The sequence below is a fragment of the Ignavibacterium sp. genome (assembly GCF_025998815.1).
Classification (GTDB): Bacteria; Bacteroidota; Ignavibacteria; order Ignavibacteriales; family Ignavibacteriaceae; genus Ignavibacterium.
Genome location: NZ_AP026678.1, coordinates 3154200 through 3172645, shown reverse-complemented (window position 1 = coordinate 3172645; position 18446 = coordinate 3154200). Strand labels below are relative to the sequence as shown.

Annotated in this window: 15 protein-coding genes; all 15 read right to left on the bottom strand. The window is 35.3% G+C overall.

The window, feature by feature from the left end; translation table 11 throughout:
* Window positions 1–7: 7 nt before the first annotated feature.
* A complete protein-coding gene (gene fsa / locus Q0X14_RS13720) occupies window positions 8–658 on the bottom strand; it encodes a fructose-6-phosphate aldolase (RefSeq protein WP_297839774.1) in 651 nt (216 codons plus the stop codon).
* Between the two features lie 17 nt (window positions 659–675).
* Complete coding sequence (locus Q0X14_RS13715) at window positions 676–2244, bottom strand: Rne/Rng family ribonuclease (protein ID WP_297839772.1); 1569 nt, start codon at window positions 2242–2244, stop codon at window positions 676–678.
* 198 nt (window positions 2245–2442) lie between these two features.
* The gene (gene pnp, locus Q0X14_RS13710) at window positions 2443–4557 is read right to left on the bottom strand and encodes a polyribonucleotide nucleotidyltransferase (RefSeq protein WP_297839769.1); all 2115 of its coding nucleotides are present in this window, start codon (window positions 4555–4557) and stop codon (window positions 2443–2445) included.
* A gap of 10 nt (window positions 4558–4567) precedes the next feature.
* Window positions 4568–4834 (bottom strand): 30S ribosomal protein S15, encoded by a 267-nt coding sequence (rpsO, locus tag Q0X14_RS13705; RefSeq protein WP_014559513.1) that lies wholly within the window; start codon window positions 4832–4834, stop codon window positions 4568–4570.
* Between the two features lie 51 nt (window positions 4835–4885).
* On the bottom strand, window positions 4886–5833 hold the full coding sequence (locus Q0X14_RS13700; RefSeq protein WP_297839762.1) for a bifunctional riboflavin kinase/FAD synthetase: 948 nt from the start codon (window positions 5831–5833) through the stop codon (window positions 4886–4888).
* 20 nt (window positions 5834–5853) lie between these two features.
* Entirely contained in the window at window positions 5854–6561 is a 708-nt protein-coding gene (truB, locus tag Q0X14_RS13695) for a tRNA pseudouridine(55) synthase TruB (RefSeq protein WP_297839760.1), read from the bottom strand.
* Window positions 6542–6913 (bottom strand): 30S ribosome-binding factor RbfA, encoded by a 372-nt coding sequence (rbfA, locus tag Q0X14_RS13690; RefSeq protein ID WP_297839759.1) that lies wholly within the window; start codon window positions 6911–6913, stop codon window positions 6542–6544. The genes truB and rbfA overlap by 20 nt, the downstream gene beginning before the upstream one ends.
* Before the next feature lie 2 nt (window positions 6914–6915).
* Window positions 6916–9597 (bottom strand): translation initiation factor IF-2, encoded by a 2682-nt coding sequence (infB, locus tag Q0X14_RS13685; RefSeq protein ID WP_297839757.1) that lies wholly within the window; start codon window positions 9595–9597, stop codon window positions 6916–6918.
* 21 nt (window positions 9598–9618) lie between these two features.
* On the bottom strand, window positions 9619–10866 hold the full coding sequence (gene nusA, locus Q0X14_RS13680) for a transcription termination factor NusA (protein ID WP_297839754.1): 1248 nt from the start codon (window positions 10864–10866) through the stop codon (window positions 9619–9621).
* A gap of 17 nt (window positions 10867–10883) precedes the next feature.
* Window positions 10884–11336, bottom strand: a complete 453-nt coding sequence (locus Q0X14_RS13675) for a hypothetical protein (RefSeq protein ID WP_297839751.1) — start codon at window positions 11334–11336, stop codon at window positions 10884–10886.
* Window positions 11337–11509: 173 nt separating this feature from the next.
* Window positions 11510–12943, bottom strand: a complete 1434-nt coding sequence (locus tag Q0X14_RS13670) for a polysaccharide deacetylase family protein (RefSeq protein ID WP_297839747.1) — start codon at window positions 12941–12943, stop codon at window positions 11510–11512.
* On the bottom strand, window positions 12940–15726 hold the full coding sequence (uvrA, locus tag Q0X14_RS13665) for an excinuclease ABC subunit UvrA (protein ID WP_297839744.1): 2787 nt from the start codon (window positions 15724–15726) through the stop codon (window positions 12940–12942). The genes Q0X14_RS13670 and uvrA overlap by 4 nt, the downstream gene beginning before the upstream one ends.
* Window positions 15727–15818: 92 nt before the next feature.
* Window positions 15819–16844 carry an MlaD family protein gene (locus Q0X14_RS13660; RefSeq protein WP_297839741.1) on the bottom strand — a complete coding sequence of 342 codons (1026 nt, stop codon included), beginning with the start codon at window positions 16842–16844 and terminating at the stop codon, window positions 15819–15821.
* Complete coding sequence (locus tag Q0X14_RS13655) at window positions 16844–17593, bottom strand: ATP-binding cassette domain-containing protein (protein ID WP_297839739.1); 750 nt, start codon at window positions 17591–17593, stop codon at window positions 16844–16846. Before Q0X14_RS13655 ends, Q0X14_RS13660 begins: the two co-directional genes overlap by 1 nt.
* Window position 17594: 1 nt before the next feature.
* Window positions 17595–18401: an ABC transporter permease gene (locus Q0X14_RS13650; protein WP_297839737.1), complete on the bottom strand. Its 807-nt coding sequence runs from the start codon at window positions 18399–18401 to the stop codon at window positions 17595–17597.
* Window positions 18402–18446 lie beyond the last annotated feature (45 nt).

Below are 18446 nucleotides of genomic sequence, written 5' to 3'. Positions count from 1 at the left end.
CCTGAGATTATTTTTTGTTTTGAGTTTTTTTCCAATCGCTTAAAAACTTTTCAAGACCAATATCAGTTAAAGGATGATTGAAAAGTTTATCAATAACATTAAAAGGCATTGTACAAACATCTGCACCAATTAACGCGGCTTCAACCACATGCAATGGATGACGAATACTTGCAACAAGTACCTGAGTTTTATAATCGTAATTTCTGTAAATCTGAACTATCTGAGAAATCAGTTCCATTCCACTGGTACTAACATCATCAAGTCGTCCAACAAAAGGACTTATGTAAGTCGCACCTGCTTTCGCAGCAAGCAATGCCTGTGAAGGTGAGAAACATAAAGTTACATTCGTTTTGATTCCTTCGGCAGTAAGTGTTTTAACAGCTTTAAGCCCTTCTTTTATCAACGGAACTTTCACAACTATGTTGCGATGAATAGCAGCATACTCTCTGGCTTCTTTAAGAATTCCATCATAATCAGTTGAAATAACCTCTGCACTAACAGGACCATCAACAAGAGCAAGAATTTCATCAAGCAGTTTTCTGAAATCTTTTCCTTCTTTTGAAACAAGAGAAGGATTGGTTGTTACACCATCAAGAATTCCTAAGGCAGCGGCTTCTTTAATTTCATTAATATTGGCAGTGTCTATAAAAAATTTCATATCAAACTCCTTGTTTGTTATTTGAATAAATCTGTTAAATCATTGCCGGTTTTCTTCGAGTAAAATTTAAAGCTTCCGACAGGAACTGAAGTATCTTCTTCTAATTTAAGTTTAACAAAATATTTTAATTGTAACTTAGTAAGCAGTCCCAATTTGCCGCCTTTTAATCGCTCTGCATCGGCAGGATGACATTTAATTATCAAACTGAATTCTTTGGAATTAAGACGGAATTTCTTTAACCATTTTTCCAAATCATAAACAAGATGAGAACCTTTTGTTACGAATCCGCTTCCACCACATACAGGACAAACATCTTTCATCGCCTGCATAATATTTTGTCTGATTCGCTGTCGTGTAATTTCAATCAAACCAAAATCCGACATCGGTAGAAGCGATACTTTTGCCCTGTCTTTGCGAAATTCTTTTTTAAGTTCATCGTAAACTTTCTTTTTATTTCGCTCATCTTCAAGATCAATAAAATCAACGACAATAATTCCACCAATATCTCTTAATCTTAACTGACGAGCAATTTCTCTTGCAGCTTCAAGGTCAGTTTTAAGTGAATTAAGTTCCTGCTCAAGATTTTTAGCATACTTTCCGCTGTTAACATCAATTACAACCATTGCTTCTGTATGTTCGATGATAAGATAACCACCACTTGGTAAAGGAACTTTTCTTCCCAATAAAGTTTTAATCTGCTCTTCGATTTTGAACGCTTCAAATATTGGTTGCGGAGATTTATACAATTCAATCTTTTCGGTGAGTTCAGGTTGAAAGTCCTGCACAAAATTTTTGATTTGCCTGTAAAGTTTTTTTGAATCAATAAAAACTTTTGAGACATCTGGTGTAAGTAAATCTCTGATAACACTTTCAGTTGTAGATAAGTCCTGATGCACAAGTGCAGGTGGTTCTTCGTTTTTTGCTGCCTGTTGAATTCTGTTCCAGGTTCTTACAAGATGATTTAAATCTTCACGAAGAAGTTCTTCAGGTTGGTCTTTAGCTACCGTTCTTATTATCAATCCACAATTTTTAGGAATGATACTTCTAGCAATATGTTTTAATCTTCTGCGTTCTTTGAAGTCAGTAATTTTTTTGGAGATTCCGATTTTATTATCAAAAGGAAGAAGCACACAAAACCTACCGGGAAGAGAAATTGAAGAGGTAACTCTGACACCTTTCCCTTCAACAGGTTCTTTGGCTATCTGGACAAGAATGTTCTGTCCTTTTTTTAATCTTGGCGGGAAAGTCTGATGATTATTTTCACCATTTGAATGATTTGAATGATTTTCCGATTCGTCATCGTCTTCGTCATCTATATCACGATCATCTTCATCAAGCATACTCTGAAGTTGCTGAGTTCTTTGACCAATATCTGAGAAATGTAGGAAAGCATCGTGCTTCATTCCGATGTTTATAAATGCTGCACGGATACCAGGTAAAACTCTTGCAATTCTACCAAGGTAAATATCCCCCACCATTCTTCTGTTTTCAGGATAATCTACAAAGAAGTCTACTAAGTTTCCATCTTCCGTGATAGCAACACGAGTCTGGTTTGAAGATGAATTGATTATAATCTCTTTTATCATAAAATAAAAACTTTGTTTTTGTAACAGGAAAAATTCTTTTCGTCATAACAACAGATGATTCCTGTTTAACTTCCGATAAAATCAGAAACATCAGATTCTCATAGAAACCTGATATGAAATTTAAAAACCTGTTTAATGCGTTTGGATTCATCTGTATTTTAACTGAAGCCGACACAATGCCGGCTTCATTTTGAATTATTATTGTTGTTTTTCTTTTTGTTTATTCTCTTCTGAATTGTTAAGCACTTCTTTACGACTTAAAGATAATTTACCATCTTCAATCTTCATCAGCTTAACAAGTACTTTATCACCAACTTTAAAGTAATCTGTTACTTTATTTACACGTTTATTATCAATTTGTGAAATGTGAAGCAATCCTTCTTTGCCCGGAAGGATTTCTACAAATGCACCGAAGTCCATAATTTTTGTCACAACACCTTCATATACTTCCCCGACTTCAGGAGTAGCTGTTAGCTTTTTGATATATTCTTTGCACTTCTGTGCATTCTCTCTGTTTGGAGAAGCAATGTTAACTGTTCCGTCTTCATCAATTACAATTTCAACTCCGAATAATCTTTGCATTCCCTGAATTGTTTTTCCGCCAGGACCAATAACCAATCCAATCTGGTCAGTATCAATTTTCATTGTAATTAATCTTGGTGCATAAGGTGAAAGATGTGGACGAGGTTCTGAAATTGCCTGATTCATTATTTCAAGAATTTTCATTCGTCCTTCTTTTGCCTGAGCCAATGCTTTCTCCATTATCTCAAAAGAAATTCCCTGAATCTTGATATCCATTTGAAGCCCGGTAATTCCTTTTGATGTGCCGGCAACTTTGAAATCCATATCACCAAGATGATCTTCATTCCCAAGAATATCTGAAAGGATTGCATATTGCTCTCCTTCTTTAACAAGTCCCATTGCAATACCAGAAACTGCAGCTTTAATCGGAATTCCAGCATCCATCATTGCAAGTGAACCAGCACAAACAGTTGCCATTGAAGATGATCCGTTCGATTCAAGAATATCGGAAATTACCCGAACTGTGTAAGGGAAAACATCTTCGGAAGGAAAAACCTGTTTGAGAGATCTTTCAGCAAGATTTCCGTGACCAATCTCTCTTCTGCTTACTCCGGTTAATCTTCCAACTTCACCAACAGAAAATGGTGGGAAGTTATAATGCAACATGAATTTTTTTGTGTATTCCTGAAGCAAACCATCTACTAATTGTTCATCGTTTTTTGTTCCGAGTGTCACAGTAGTTAAGCTTTGAGTTTCACCTCTTGTGAATAATGCTGAACCGTGAGTTCTCGGAAGCAACGATGTTTCAATTGTAATTGGTCTTATATCAGTTGTTTTTCTTCCATCAAGTCTGATTCCTTCAGTAAGAATTCGCTGACGCATCAGTTCTTTTTCCATATCATGAAGTAGTTCAGCAATAACTTTTTCCTGCTCAGGATATTTTTCAGCCAGAGAAGTCTTAACAAACTCAGCGAGTTCTTTATTCTTAGCTGAACGTTCTTCTTTGGTAAGAACTGAATAAACGATTGATTTTAATTTTTCTAATGCGAGTTCATTGACATCGTTTTTAAGATTTTCATCAATAACTTTTTCCGGAACAACCCATTTTTGTTTTCCAGCTTCTTTCTGAAGCTCGAGTTGAATTTCAACAATCTTCCTGATTTCAGTCTGAGCAAATCTCAACGCTTCAAGCATTTCAGATTCACTTAATTCTTTTGCTTCACCTTCAACCATCATAATCGAATCGCTTGTGCCAGCAACAACAAGTTCCATATCACTTACTTCAAGCTGCTGATGAGTTGGGTTTATTACAAACTGTCCATCAACTCTTCCAACACGAACTTCACCCATCGGTCCGTCAAACGGGATGTCGGAGATTGTCAATGCTGCCGAAGCACCGCAAGCTGCAAGCACATCTGCATCATTTTCACCATCATACGATAAAACCATTGCAATAACCTGAGTTTCATTCATAAAGTTTTTAGGAAACAGTGGTCTTATCGGACGGTCGCAAAGTCTTGCACTAAGGATTTCTTTTTCGGTTGGTCTTCCTTCTCTTTTAATATACCCACCCGGAATTTTTCCGGCTGCAGAAGTTTTTTCACGATACTCAACCTGCAAAGGAAAGAAATCCTGATCATCTTTTACATCTTCAGAAGCAACAGCGGTAACAAGCACCATTGTATCTCCGTAGCGAACCATAACAGCGCCGTTTGCCTGTCTTGCATAACGACCTGTTTCAATTGAAAATAACTTACCGCCAATTTCAACTTCTTTTTTAATAATAGCCATAATAGTTTTTTTACTTTCTTATGTTTAATTCTTTAATAATTGCTCTGTATCTCTCGATGTCTTTCTTCATCAGATAATCGAGCAATCTTCTTCTTTTACCAACCATCATCATCAATCCTCTTCTTGAGTGATGGTCTTTTTTATGAGATTCAAAATGACTTGTGAGGTCATTGATTCGCTCTGTTAAAAGAGCAATCTGAACTTCAGGTCTTCCTGAATCTTTTTCATCTTTGCCGAACTTTTTAATTATTTCGAGCTTTCTTTCTTTTGTGATCATTTTAGTACCTCTGATTTTAGTTATACAATGTAATTCCAGATTTAACCGGAATTAATTAGTTAATTCTTTTATTTGATTTAAAACTTTCAATCCGTTTTCTTTATCAAGATTCATTTGATTTATAAGCTCTTCGGCTGAATTAAATTTTTCTTCGCCTCTTAGCTTCTGAATTACGGAAACTTTCATTTCCTGTCCATAAATATCGTTATTAAAATCGTATATATAAACTTCAGGAATAACCGCTCCGTCATTGTAAAATGTTGGTCTTTTGCCAATGCTTAACAGTGCTTTATGATGAATTCCTTTCAGTTCAACAAGCACTGCATAAATTCCGATTTGTGGAAGCAGTTTATCTCCATCATTCAGTTTTATGTTTGCTGTTGGATAACCGAGTTCTCTTCCTCTTTTATCACCTTCAATTACGATTCCCGAAAATGAATATGCTCTTCCAAGCATCCTGTTTGCTTTGTCAATCTGCCCGTTCTCAATTGCCGCTCTTATTTTTGTACTGCTAACAGGTTCGTTATCAATTAAGAAAGGTGGAATTTGAATAACTCCGAAATCATATTTTTGACCGGATGAAATTAAAAACTCAACATCACCTCCACGACCTTTACCAAAATGATGATCATAACCAATTACAATTTTCTTCAGTCCGATTTTATCAACAAGAAATTTCTTTATGAACTCATCAGGTGTAAGCTGAGAAAATTCTTTAGTGAAGTTTATTATGAATAAATTTTTTACACCAAGTTGCTCAAAAATTTTTATTTGTTCTTCTGATGTAGTTAACAGTTTCAAATTCAATTCAGGATTTATAACTTTTCTCGGATGAGGATGAAAAGTTATAACAAGATTCCTGAGATTTTCTGTTTCAGAGCAATCAATTACTCTTTTAATGATTTCCTGATGTCCCGAATGAATACCATCAAAAGTTCCAAGTGTCAGAACTGTGTTCTTATCAAATTTAATCTCATCTATGTCTCTGAAAATATTCATCAATCTCTGCTACTTAGTAACTAACTTATCATTTGCTTATTGATTTCATTTTTGTAATCAAATTTTTCTACAAACTCATCTACCTGCAAAGCATCTTCAACTTTGTAATCACCAATTGCAGTTCGTCTTAATGAAGTAAGCATTGCTCTTGTTCCAAGTGCTTTTCCAAAATCATCAGCTATAACTCTGATATATGTTCCTTTTGAACATTCAATAGTAAAATGAATTTCAGGTAAAGAAATTTTTTCAATATCAAAGTTGTAAACAGTTACTTTTCTTGGTTCTCTTTCAACAGTTTTACCCTTTCTTGCATAGGCATAAAGGGACTTTCCAGCTTTTTTAACTGCTGAGTACATTGGTGGAATCTGCTCGATTTCACCAATGAAAAGTTTTGATGTCTGAATAATTTTTGATTCATTCAGATCACCTGGAATAGGATAATCTTTTATTTCAGTTTCTGTATCCATCGAATCAGAAAATTTACCAAGAGTAATTACTCCAGTGTAAGTTTTCTTCAAATCCTGATATCTTGTTATCTCTTTAGTTTTATTGCCGGTACAAAGAATTAATAATCCAGTTGCAAAAGGATCGAGTGTTCCGGCATGTCCAACTTTTTTGACACCGATTGCTTTTCGCACGTTATGAACTACTTTGAATGATGACCAGAATGCAGGTTTATCAATCAGAATTACTTCGCCGGATTGAAAATCAGGGTGAGTTTGGTTCATTGTTTTCTTTGTTATCATCTTCGTGAATTTTTTTAATCAATCCTTCAATTTTCTCTACATAATCAAGCGTATCATCAATGAAAAATCTTAATTCAGGGACAAAACGAATTCTTATCCGGTGTGCAAGTTCAGTTCTGATAAAACCTGTTCTGTCTTTTACTCTTTCGAGTACAATTTCTCTTTTTTCTTTTTCGAATACCGATAAATAAATGCTTGCAACTCTTAAATCAGGACTCATTCTGACATGCGTAACAGTTAGAAAACCCAAATCAACATCTTTAACTTTGTGAAGAAGGATATCGCTTATTTCTTCTTTAACCAAATGTTCAACTCTATCTACTCTGTGTGACATAATTAGGTAAGCGTTTTCTTTGTTTCAACAATTTTGAATCCTTCGATGATGTCGCCAACTTTAATGTCATTGAAGTTTACTATGCTGATTCCGCATTCATAGCCGGCATCAACTTCACGAACATCATCTTTGAATCTCTTTAAGCTTAGGATTTCTCCCTGATGAATTACAATTCCATCTCTGATAATTCTGATTTTATTGCTTCTTGCAATTTTACCATCGGTAACATAACAGCCAGCAACAGTTCCAACTTTAGGAACTTTGAACACTTCACGAACTTCAACTGTTGCAGTGATTTCTTCAGATAGTACAGGAGACAATAATCCTTCAAGCGCTGATTTTACTTCATTAATAGCATCATAAATAACGCTGTATAGTCTGATATCAACTTTTTGAGTTTCAGCAAGTTTTCTTGCATTAAGATTCGGACGAACATTAAATCCGATTATGATTGCATTTGATGCTGCTGCAAGCAATACATCGCTTTCAGAAATACCACCAACTCCTTTGTGAATAACACGTACAACCACTTCCTGATTTGTAAGTTTCATAAATGAATCGGACAATGCTTCAACAGAGCCATCAACATCACCTTTAACGATAAGCGGAAGTTCCTTTACTCCACCGATTGAAATTTGTTTTGCAATTTCATCCAATGTAAGATGATGAACCTGTTTCTGATCCTGTTCGCGTTTTAATTGCTGTCTCTTCAATGCAATTTCTCTTGCATCTCTTTCAGATTCAACAACAACAAAAGTATCACCTGCCTGAGGAACTCCTTCAAAACCAAGTACCTGAACAGGAGTTGAGGGCGGAGCTTCTTTAACTTTATTTCCGCGTTCATCAAACATTGCTCTTACTCTGCCGTGATAAATTCCTGCAACAAACGGATCACCAATTCGTAGCGTACCTTTCTGAACCAGAACGGTTGCAACAACACCACGACCTTTATCAAGTTCAGCTTCAACAACTGCTCCTCTTGCAGGTCTGTCAGGATTAGCTTTAAGGTCAAGAATTTCTGCTTCCAAAAGAATTTTTTCTAAAAGTAAATCAATATTCTTTCCGGTTTTTGCAGAAAGCTCAACGCACTGATATTTTCCACCCCAGTCTTCAACAAGAAGATTTCTATCAGCAAGTTGTTGTTTTATTTTATCGGGATTAGCTCCCGGCTTGTCAATTTTATTTATTGCAACGATGATAGGCACATTAGCTGCCTGAGCGTGATTCAATGCTTCTACGGTTTGAGGCATAACTGCATCATCTGCTGCAACAACGAGAACAACTATATCAGTTAATTGTGCACCTCTCGCACGCATTGCAGTAAATGCTTCGTGACCCGGAGTATCAAGAAATGTAATTAATTTTCCCTCAGGTAATTCAACCTGATAAGCACCGATATGCTGTGTAATTCCACCTGCTTCGCCAGCAACAACATTTGTGTTTCTGATGTAATCAAGTAAGGAAGTTTTACCATGATCAACATGTCCCATTATCGTAACCACCGGTGGTCTTGGTTTTAATGATTCTTCCGGATCGGGTTTATCTTCAAGTACATCCGCAGTGTATTCTTTCTGAAACTCAACTTCAAAACCAAATTCATCAGCTACAAGTGTAATTGTTTCAACATCAAGTCGTTGGTTGATTGATACCATTAGTCCCATCGAAATACATTTGGCAATAACTTCGCCAACAGGAACATTCATAAGATTTGCAAGTTCATTAACTGCAATGAACTCATTAACTTTGATTTTCTTACTTTCCAGTTGCTTTAGCTCCTGAAGTCTTTCCTGTTCAGCTTCTCTTTCCCTTTTCTTCTTTCTTTTAAGTGAACCACGAATAGAGCCAACAGTTTCATCCATACTTAACAAGGTCTGCTTGATAGCAGCTTTAACATCTTTTTCATCGATTTCAAATTTCTTAACACGCTTTTTCTTTTTGCTTGATTCAATTTCTTCAACAACAGGTTCAATAGAAGCTTTCTTTTTAGCTTTTGGTTTTTTCTTCTTTTTCTTAACCGGCTCTTCAGATATTCTGTCAATTATAACTGGTTGTTTAGGTTCTTCCTTAACTTCAGGTTTTCGTTGCACCTGAGGTTGCTTCTGCTCTTTTTGCTCTTTCTGTGATTTCTTTCTTTTCTTTCCTTCATCAAGATCAACTTTACCTAATATTTTCAGACCTTTAACTTTATTTTCAACGGTATCTTTAGGTTGAACAAAATTCTCCTGTTCAACAGCTTCGGTTTTCTCTTCAGCAGCTTCAACAGTTTCAACCTCTTGCTGCTCCTGTTTTGCTTCTGTTGTTATTTCTACTTGCTGCTGAACTTCTGGAATTGATTCTGCTTCAACTTCCTCTTTTTGTGGTTCAGTTATTACAACTTCCTGAGGAGGTTCTTCAACAGCAACTTCATCAGAAATTGAAACAGATTTTTCGCGTGACTCTTTATCAGATTTTGAAGAGAATTTTTTCTTGAACTCTTCTACCTTCTTTGTATGCTGAGCAGCTTTTTCAATTTCCTTCTTGAAGTGAGATTGAATATCATGCATCATTTCATCTGTCACAACAGATTGAATAGACTTTACTTCGTGTCCTTTTTTACGAAGGAAGTCAATCAACACTTCAGTTGACAGATTTATCTCACTTGCAAGTTTGTGTATTCGTACTTTTTTTGCTTTTTCTTCAGCCATAAATTTCCTTAACGGAAGGGATTATTCTTCCTCTTCAAATTGTGATTTTATGATTTCAAGGATTTCTTCAATCTTTTCATCATCAAATTCTTTTATTTCTTTTAGCTTTTCGGGACCAGCTTTCAATACTTCAAGAGCTGTATCATAACGGTTATTAATAAGTATTTCATAAACATCTGCACCAAGTTCTTCTTTAAGGTCAATAAGTTCAATATCTTCTTCATATTCTTCAAATGGTTTTTCTTCACGAATGATTTCTATTTCATAACCAGTCAGTTTCATTGCAAGGCGAATGTTCACACCATTTCTTCCGACAATCATAGAAACCTGATCGCTATCAGCAGTTACAACAGCTTTCTTTTCTTCTTCATTAATTTCTATGCTCTTGAGTTTTGCCGGTGCAAGTGCCCGTTGAATGAAAACTGCGGGATCATCAGAGTAATGAATAACATCAATGTTCTCATTATTCAATTCACGAACTATCGCATGAATTCTTACGCCTTTCATTCCAACGCAAGCACCAACAGCATCTATTCTGTTGTCAGTTGATTCAACTGCAACTTTTGCTCTTTCACCGGGTTCTCTGGCTATTGATTTTATTTCGATTATTCCGTCATAAATTTCAGGAACTTCAATTTCAAAAAGTCTTTGCAGGAATAAATTATCTGCTCTGGAAATTATTATAACAGGACCACTGCTGGTTTTCTTCACTTCTTTAACAATGGCTCTGATAGTTTCGCCTTTCTTATATTTTTCGAAAGGAATCTGTTCACTCCTTGGCAGTACCAATTCATTTTTATTATGATTGATAAGAATATCATTTTTTCTGATTTGATAAATTTCACCGACAACTATCTCACCAAGAAGTTCTTTATACTCATTGTAAACAATATCTTTTTCCAGCTCGCGAATTTTCTGATTGAGACTTTGCTTTGCTAATGTAACCAGTCTTCTTCCGAGAGAAGCCAGTTCAATTTTCTCAACATAATCATCGCCCACTTCAAGTTCATCTTCATTTCCTTTTGCATTTACTTCATCAATACTTATCTGTGTGTTCGGATCTTCTACTTTTTCAACTATTTCTCTTTCAAGAAATATTTCGATATCGCCGCGATCCATATTTACGACAACTTCATATCTGGCATTCTCGCCATATTTTTTTCGGACAAGAAGACCGAAAATGTCTTCGAGAATTCCACCGAGAACATCTCTGTCAATACCTTTTTCCCTTACCATTTGGGCAAAGGATTCAACTATATCATAATTCATTTTTTGTTTTACCTCCGCTAAGAAAAACTAATTAATACTTTTGCTTTTATTATTTGATTGTGATTTATTAAAAATTCATTTTTACCATCATAGAAAGTCAATTCATTTCCATTTACAGAAACGAGTTTTGCTTTCTGCTTTTTAATTTCATCACCGAAATTATACTCAAGTTCAAAATTCCGGTTAATGTTTTTCGGATATTGTTCAATAAATTTCAATGGTCTATCAACTCCGGGAGTAGAAACATCCAGCCGATAATTACCAACTTCTTCATCTTCAGAAAGAACATCATTTATCTTCCTGCTTAACTCAGCAAGGTCGTCTGCTGAAATATTTTTTGCAGAATCAACAAATACCTCAATAATTCTTTTCCTCTGGTCACCTCTGATATTGGTTTCAATCAGGAAGAACTCTGTCCCGGATATCGAATTTTGAACAATTTTCAATATTTTTTCTTTTATTGCACCCATAGTAACAAAAAACGCCCTCATTGGGGCGAATCACTGTTCCAAAAATAGAATTAATTCAGTTGATAAGCAAGGAATTCATAGGGATTAATCACAGCAACCAGTGCTTTGCCAGTGACTGGAAGTTTTGATACTTGCGTTACTCTGCGTCTGTCAGTTTACGGACACGAAAATTTTTATCTCATCAATATCATCTTCTTGGTTTGTGTGAAGTTACCAGCTTGCAATCGATAAAAATATACTCCGCTGGATAATCGCTCTGCATTGAATTCTAATTCATAATATCCAGGTTCTTTTTGTTCGTTTACCAATGTCGAAACTTCGTTGCCAAGGATGTCGTAAACTTTTATTGTTACAAGATTCCTCGCTCCGCTCGGAATGACAAATGTAATTTTGGTTGTTGGATTAAATGGGTTTGGGTAGTTCTGCTCTAAAGAAAAATTATTTGGTAAAACTAAATCATCATCGGTTGAATTTATTATGATGGATTTCAATAATACAAAACCATTGTCAGGAAAGACCCAGGTTTGAACAAATTTGCCCGAGTCAGTTTGAAATGCGAAAATTGTATCAACTCTGTTATTCTGATTAAAGTAAACAGCATTCCAGTTATCGGGAACTTTTATCAAACAAGTTAAAGGTAAATTAAAAATTTCGTTATTAAGATTGTCAGAGAGACTAAATAAAATAACACTGTCAGTAACTGAAATTACCTGAACACTAGCGCTCTGCCGTTGTTTAATATATTTTGTCACTTCTGCAATTGGTGCAACCCAAACTTTTTCACTATCGGATTTATTTTTAAGCCAACTGCAATATTCTGTAAACCATTCGTTGGATATCGGTTCATAAATTCCTTGAGCTACCAAATCACCAAGTTCTGAAAACGGAACAACATCGTGAACCATCATTATAGCCCAGCCATTATTGTTTATCGAAGCTTCAGTCCAATTCATGAAAGAATAAAGCTCATCAAGATCATCGTCTATAGAATTTCTTGGCAAACTAAAATGAACGGGATAAGATTTAAGCGAATAAAATCCGTTCTCAGTTAATTGAAAACTGTTTGCATCAATACCAACGGCTCTTCCGGATTCGTAAAATGTTTTTGCGATGGAGTCAACGGTGGCATTATGATCAGCGAAAGGATAAGCAAGCGTTAAACATTTTTGATTAGAAATTCTTTGCTCAATGATTTTTTTTGACTGATACATCTCATAGATAATAGAGTTTTGTGTTGAAGTATCTCCAACAGTCAAAGTAGTCAGATAAAGGTGATTAAGTGTATGTGAACCGATTTCATGTCCTTCCGAAGCAAGAGTTTGAAACATTGGCCATGTTCCATATCTCCATATCGTCGGTTCGGTTTCAGTCAAATATGGAGGAAGCAAATAAAAAGTACCTTTAAAATTAAACTGATTAAGTATTGGTCTGACATTTATAAAATGAGATTTAAGTCCATCATCAAAACTGAATGAGAAAGCTGATGACTTATTATCAAACCACTTTGTTAAATAAACTAAATTCTGAGTTTGTGCATAGAAGTTAACATTGGAACAGGATGTTAAAATCAAAATCAGAAAAAATAATTTTATTCTACTGATGCTCATTTTGGCTGATACTTCCAATTACTTAAATAACTTTTCAAATATTTTCCAGTCCAGGAATTTTCAACCTGAACAATTTCTTCAGGAGTTCCGGTAGCAATTATCTCGCCACCTTTTTCGCCTGCATCGGGACCAAGATCAATTATATAATCGGCGCATTTTATCACATCAAGATTATGTTCTATTATTACCACCGAGTTGTTTCTTTCTAATAAAATCTTAAAACAATTCAATAGTTTCGAAATATCATGAAAATGCAAACCAGTAGTTGGTTCATCAAATATGAAAAGTACATGCTTTTTCTCTCTTTGAGCAGTAAGATGAGAAGCAAGTTTTATTCTTTGAGCTTCTCCACCTGAAAGTGTGTTAGATGGCTGACCAAGTTTAATGTAATCAAGTCCCACATCAGAAAGCAGTTGTAAGGTTCTGACAATTTTATCTTCACCTTTGAAGTATTGAATTGCTTCGGCAACAGTCATATTCAGAACATCAATAATATTTTTGCCACGATAGGTGATTTCTCTAACTTCTTTCTTAAATCTTGTTCCATTGCATTCATCGCATTCAAGATAAAGATCAGCAAGAAATTGCATTTCAACTTTAATGAATCCGTCACCCTGACAGGTTTCACATCTTCCACCGGGAACATTGAATGAAAAATATCCTGGTTTATATCCTCTTGCTCTTGCCTGATGTGTAGATGCAAACAACTCTCTAATCAATTCGAATGCCTTGATATAACTTGCAGGATTTGAACGCGGACTTTTTCCAATAGGTGATTGATCCACGATTACAACATCATCAAGGTATTCAGCTCCTTTTATGTCATCAAACTTACCAATGTATTCCGGAGCCATTCCAAAATATTTTGCCAATCCTGCGTAAAGAATATCGTGAACAAGAGTACTTTTACCTGAACCACTAACACCTGTTATCACCACAAGTTTATTTAATGGTATTTCAACATTAATGTTTTTAAGATTGTTTTCTTTTGCACCAAAAATTTTTATTGTTTTTGTAATTGAAGTATTTCTCGCTTCGGGTAAGGGAATTGAAAGTTTACCAGAGAGATATTTTCCGGTTAATGATTTTTCATTTTTAATAATATCCTGATAAGTTCCAGAAGCAACTATTTCTCCGCCTTTTGCACCGGCTTCAGGTCCAAGATCAAAAATCAAATCTGCTTCGCGCATCATTTCTGCATCGTGCTCAACTACCAAAACAGTGTTTCCTATATCACGAAGATTTTTTAGAATATTTATCAATCTCGAATTATCTCTCGGATGCAAACCAATACTTGGTTCATCCAGAACATAGAGTGTTCCCACCAAAGCAGAGCCAAGTGATGTTGCAAGATTTATTCTTTGTGTTTCACCACCTGAAAGAGTGTTACTGATTCTGTCGAGTGTGAGATATCCAATTCCAACATTATTAAGAAAAGTCAAACGCTTAATTATTTCCTGAAGAATTCGTTCTGCAACCATTAAATCATATTCTGATAACTGAAGTTGTTCAAAAAATTTCAGTGATTGTTCTATTGGCATCTGAACGATTTCGTGAATTGATTTGCCACCAACTTTAACCTGAAGAGCTTCTCTTCTGAGTCTTGCACCTTTGCAAGCGTGACATGTTGTGTAACCTCTGTATCTGCTAAGGAAAACTCTTATGTGCATTTTGTAAGTATATCTTTCCAACTCTTCAAAGAATCCATCAATGCCGATATAAGTACCAAATCCTTTTCTGAGCCAGCGGACTTGCTCTTCAGTCAGATTTTTGAATGGTACATTTAGCGGAATGCCATATTCTTTTGCATTGCGAATCAAATCTCTTTGAAGTGTACTGTACTTTGGAGATTTGAATGGGGCAATTGCTCCTTCCATTAAACTGAGGTTAGGATTCGGAACAACAAGATTCATATCAATGCCCATTACTTTGCTGAAGCCCTGACAAACCGGACAGGCACCAAAAGGATTATTGAAGGAGAAAAATCTTGGTTCAGGTTCTTCGTATTTAATACCGCAACATTCATAAAACTTATTAAACTCTTTTATCTCTTTCGTATCGGCGTTAATTAAAGCCAATCTGTTTTCACCTTCTTTAAATGTAACTTCAATCGAATCAGCTAACTTCTCATCAAGATTATCTTTTTGGATTTTAAATCTTTCAACAACAACAAAAACATTTTCTTTTTTCTTTGGATAAAAATCTTCTTCGTTTAAATCGTGATAATCATCATTCGCATAAATTCTGAAGAAACCTCTTTTCTTTATCAAATCAATTTCTTCCTTTACTGAATGACCTTCGTGATCGTGAAGCGGAAATGTCAGATAGAATCTTGCACCTTCTGATTGCTGATTAAGCCATTCAATTACTGTATTTGTAGTTGCTCTTTTAACTTCATTGCCACAAAGAAAGCAATATGTTTTACCTACCCTTGCAAAAAGCAGTCGAAGATAATCATAAATCTCTGTAGTTGTACCAACAGTTGACCGAGAATTTCTTGCACCGGTTTTTTGTTCGATTGCAACCGCCGGAGAAATTCCTATCATTAAATCAACATCGGGTTTGTTCATTCTTTCCAGAAACTGACGCGCATAAGAAGATAGACTTTCAACATATCTTCTTTGTCCCTCTGCATAAATTGTATCAAAAACTAATGAAGATTTACCGCTTCCACTGACTCCGGTAAACACGACGAGTTTGTTGCGGGGAATTTCAAAGCTTAAGTTTTTTAGATTGTGCTCGCGTGCACCTTTTATTATAATTTTCTTTTCTTTAATTGACATATAGTTTTATGATTATCAGGATATAAATTTACAAAATAATCCTGAAGTGAGGTGAGAAAAATTTAATCACTAAAGAGGCATTATTGCGGAAACTATTTCGATTCCAAAGCTTTTAGTTCGGCAATTTTTTTATCAAGAAGCTGAATTTTTTCATTCAACTCAATAATCTTAGAATCAATTTGCTGTTCAAACTCCTGTTTATCCCAATAACCTCGCTCTTCAAAATAGCTTTTGAATAACCAGTTATGTTTTAGTGCTTCCATATTTTCTGCAAGTCTTGAAGCACTGACTTTTGTGTCTTCGCTTATCTGAACAAAGTTTTCAAGAATTTTATTTATACTTTTTCCTTCCGTTCCCTGATCGGTAAGCAACGAACCAAGAACACCTTTTCCTTCCGAAACTCCATGGAGCAAAGTGTCAATTCCGGCTACAACATTATTTGTGTTTTTAACTATGGTTTCAACACCTTTACCAAGATCATCGAATAAAGCAATAACTTTTCTCAAATCCTCCGTAACAGCAGTGAGGTTTTTATCTGCTGACTTTGTGATATTTGTTGCAGCATTATAAAGTTCTTCATCATAAAGAATTTTTCCTATGGTACCTTCGCCTTTATTTACTTTGCCAACAATATCAGCAAGATTTTTTGTCATCTCTTTTGTATAGGCAAGAATTCCCTGAGTCTCTTCAATAACATCTGCAAAACTCAAAGGTTCTTTCGAAAGTATTACTCCATTGTCACTTATTGGTTCGGCATTATCTGAGCCCATTGAAATGATTACAACTTTATTTCCTACCAGTCCTTCTGTTTCGATTGATGCGCGGGAATCTTTTTTAATAAATCTTCTTACTTCTTCTTTAATTCGCATGCTTACCTCAACTCTACCGGAAGTGTCAGCCATTATTTTAATATCTTTTACTGCGCCAACATCAATTCCTCCGAATCGAACAGAAGCACCGTTTCGTAAACCTTCAGTATTCTGGAAATATGCTCTGATTGTAAAAGTTGAAACAAAAAGCTGATCTTTATTTCCGAGCATAAAAATTCCAACTACCAAAAGAACGCTTCCAATAAAGATGAAAATTCCAAGCTTTGCACCTGTTAAATCTTTAAACATTAGTTCACCTGTTTATTTTCATTTATAAATTCATGACTGAAAAAGTTTTTTAAGAAAGGATCGTTTGATGAAGTTAATTCAGGAATACTTCCTTCATATTGTACTTTTCCGTTATTAAGTACGATTGCTCTGTCAGCAATAATTTCAGCACAAAGCAAATCGTGTGTAACAACAACCGAAGTCATATTTAATGATTTCTGAAGTTCAAGAATAAGATAACTAATTTCCTTGGAAGTTATCGGATCAAGTCCTGTTGTTGGTTCGTCATAAAGCATGAGTTTTGGTTCTGTAATAATTGAACGCGCAAGTCCTATTCGCTTTTTCATTCCTCCGGAAAGTTCAGATGGCATTTTATCAATGGCTTCGAGCAAAGAAACTTTTTCAAGAACATTAATAATTTTTTGTTCTCTTTCTTCAGGAGTAAAATTAAAATGACGGATTAAAGGGAATTCCAGATTTTGCCTTACACTCATTGAGTCATATAATGCTGCACTTTGAAATAAAAATCCGATTTGCTTTCTAAGATTGTTTAATTGTTTGATGTCCAGTGAAAGAACATCTTTCCCATCGATAATAATTTTGCCATCATCAGGTTCCATCAAACGAACCATACATTTCAACAGAACGCTTTTACCTGTTCCGCTTCTTCCGAATACGACGAGATTTTCTCCTTCATCAACTTTAAGAGAAACATCATCCAGAACAACATGACTATTAAAAGATTTTTTAAGATTATAGATTTCGACCATATCAGAATGTTGGCCAAAGCCATAAAGTTATTTTAACAAGAATCATATCAAAAATTAAAATCATCAGTGATGATACTACAACTGCAGTTGTTGAAGCTCTTCCCACACCTTCCGTTCCATTTGTTGCAGTGTAACCTTTATATGAACCAACCAAACCAACTATGTAACCAAATACAAAAGTTTTAGCCACGCCGGGAATAGCGTCTCCAAACTCAACGGAATAAAGTACAGCGTTTGTATAATATTCAATCGTCATATTCTGAACAAGAACTACTGCAATGTAAGCACCTGCAAGGGCTATGAAGATAACATATACAGTTAATATCGGAAGAATAAAAGTGCAAGCGAAAATTCTTGTAACAACTAAAAATTTAAATGGATCAACTGCTGAGACTTCCATAGCATCAATTTGTTCTGTTACACGCATCGAGCCAAGCTCTGCACCAATTCCACTGCTTACTCTTCCCGCAAAAATAAGTGCAGTGATTACAGGACCTAATTCACGCACAATGGAAATTCCCACTGAACCAGGTAAATATGCCTCTGCACCGAAACGCGCAAGCACCGGTTGAGTTTGCATCGCAAGTACTAATCCGATTATAAAACCAGTTACACTTACAATGGGCAATGTTTTAATGCCGAGTTCATTCATGTGCTTACGGATTTCATAAACTTCATAAGGCGGCACAAAAACATATCGGAAGAATTGAATTGAGAAAGTCCACAATCCCGCAATCATTATAAAAAATTCATTGAGGCGATTTTCAATCGAAGTAAGATATGCCGAAGATGAAGTTTTATTATTCACTGCTTTATTCTTAACTAGTTAAGATTTTCTGAAATGTTACAATTG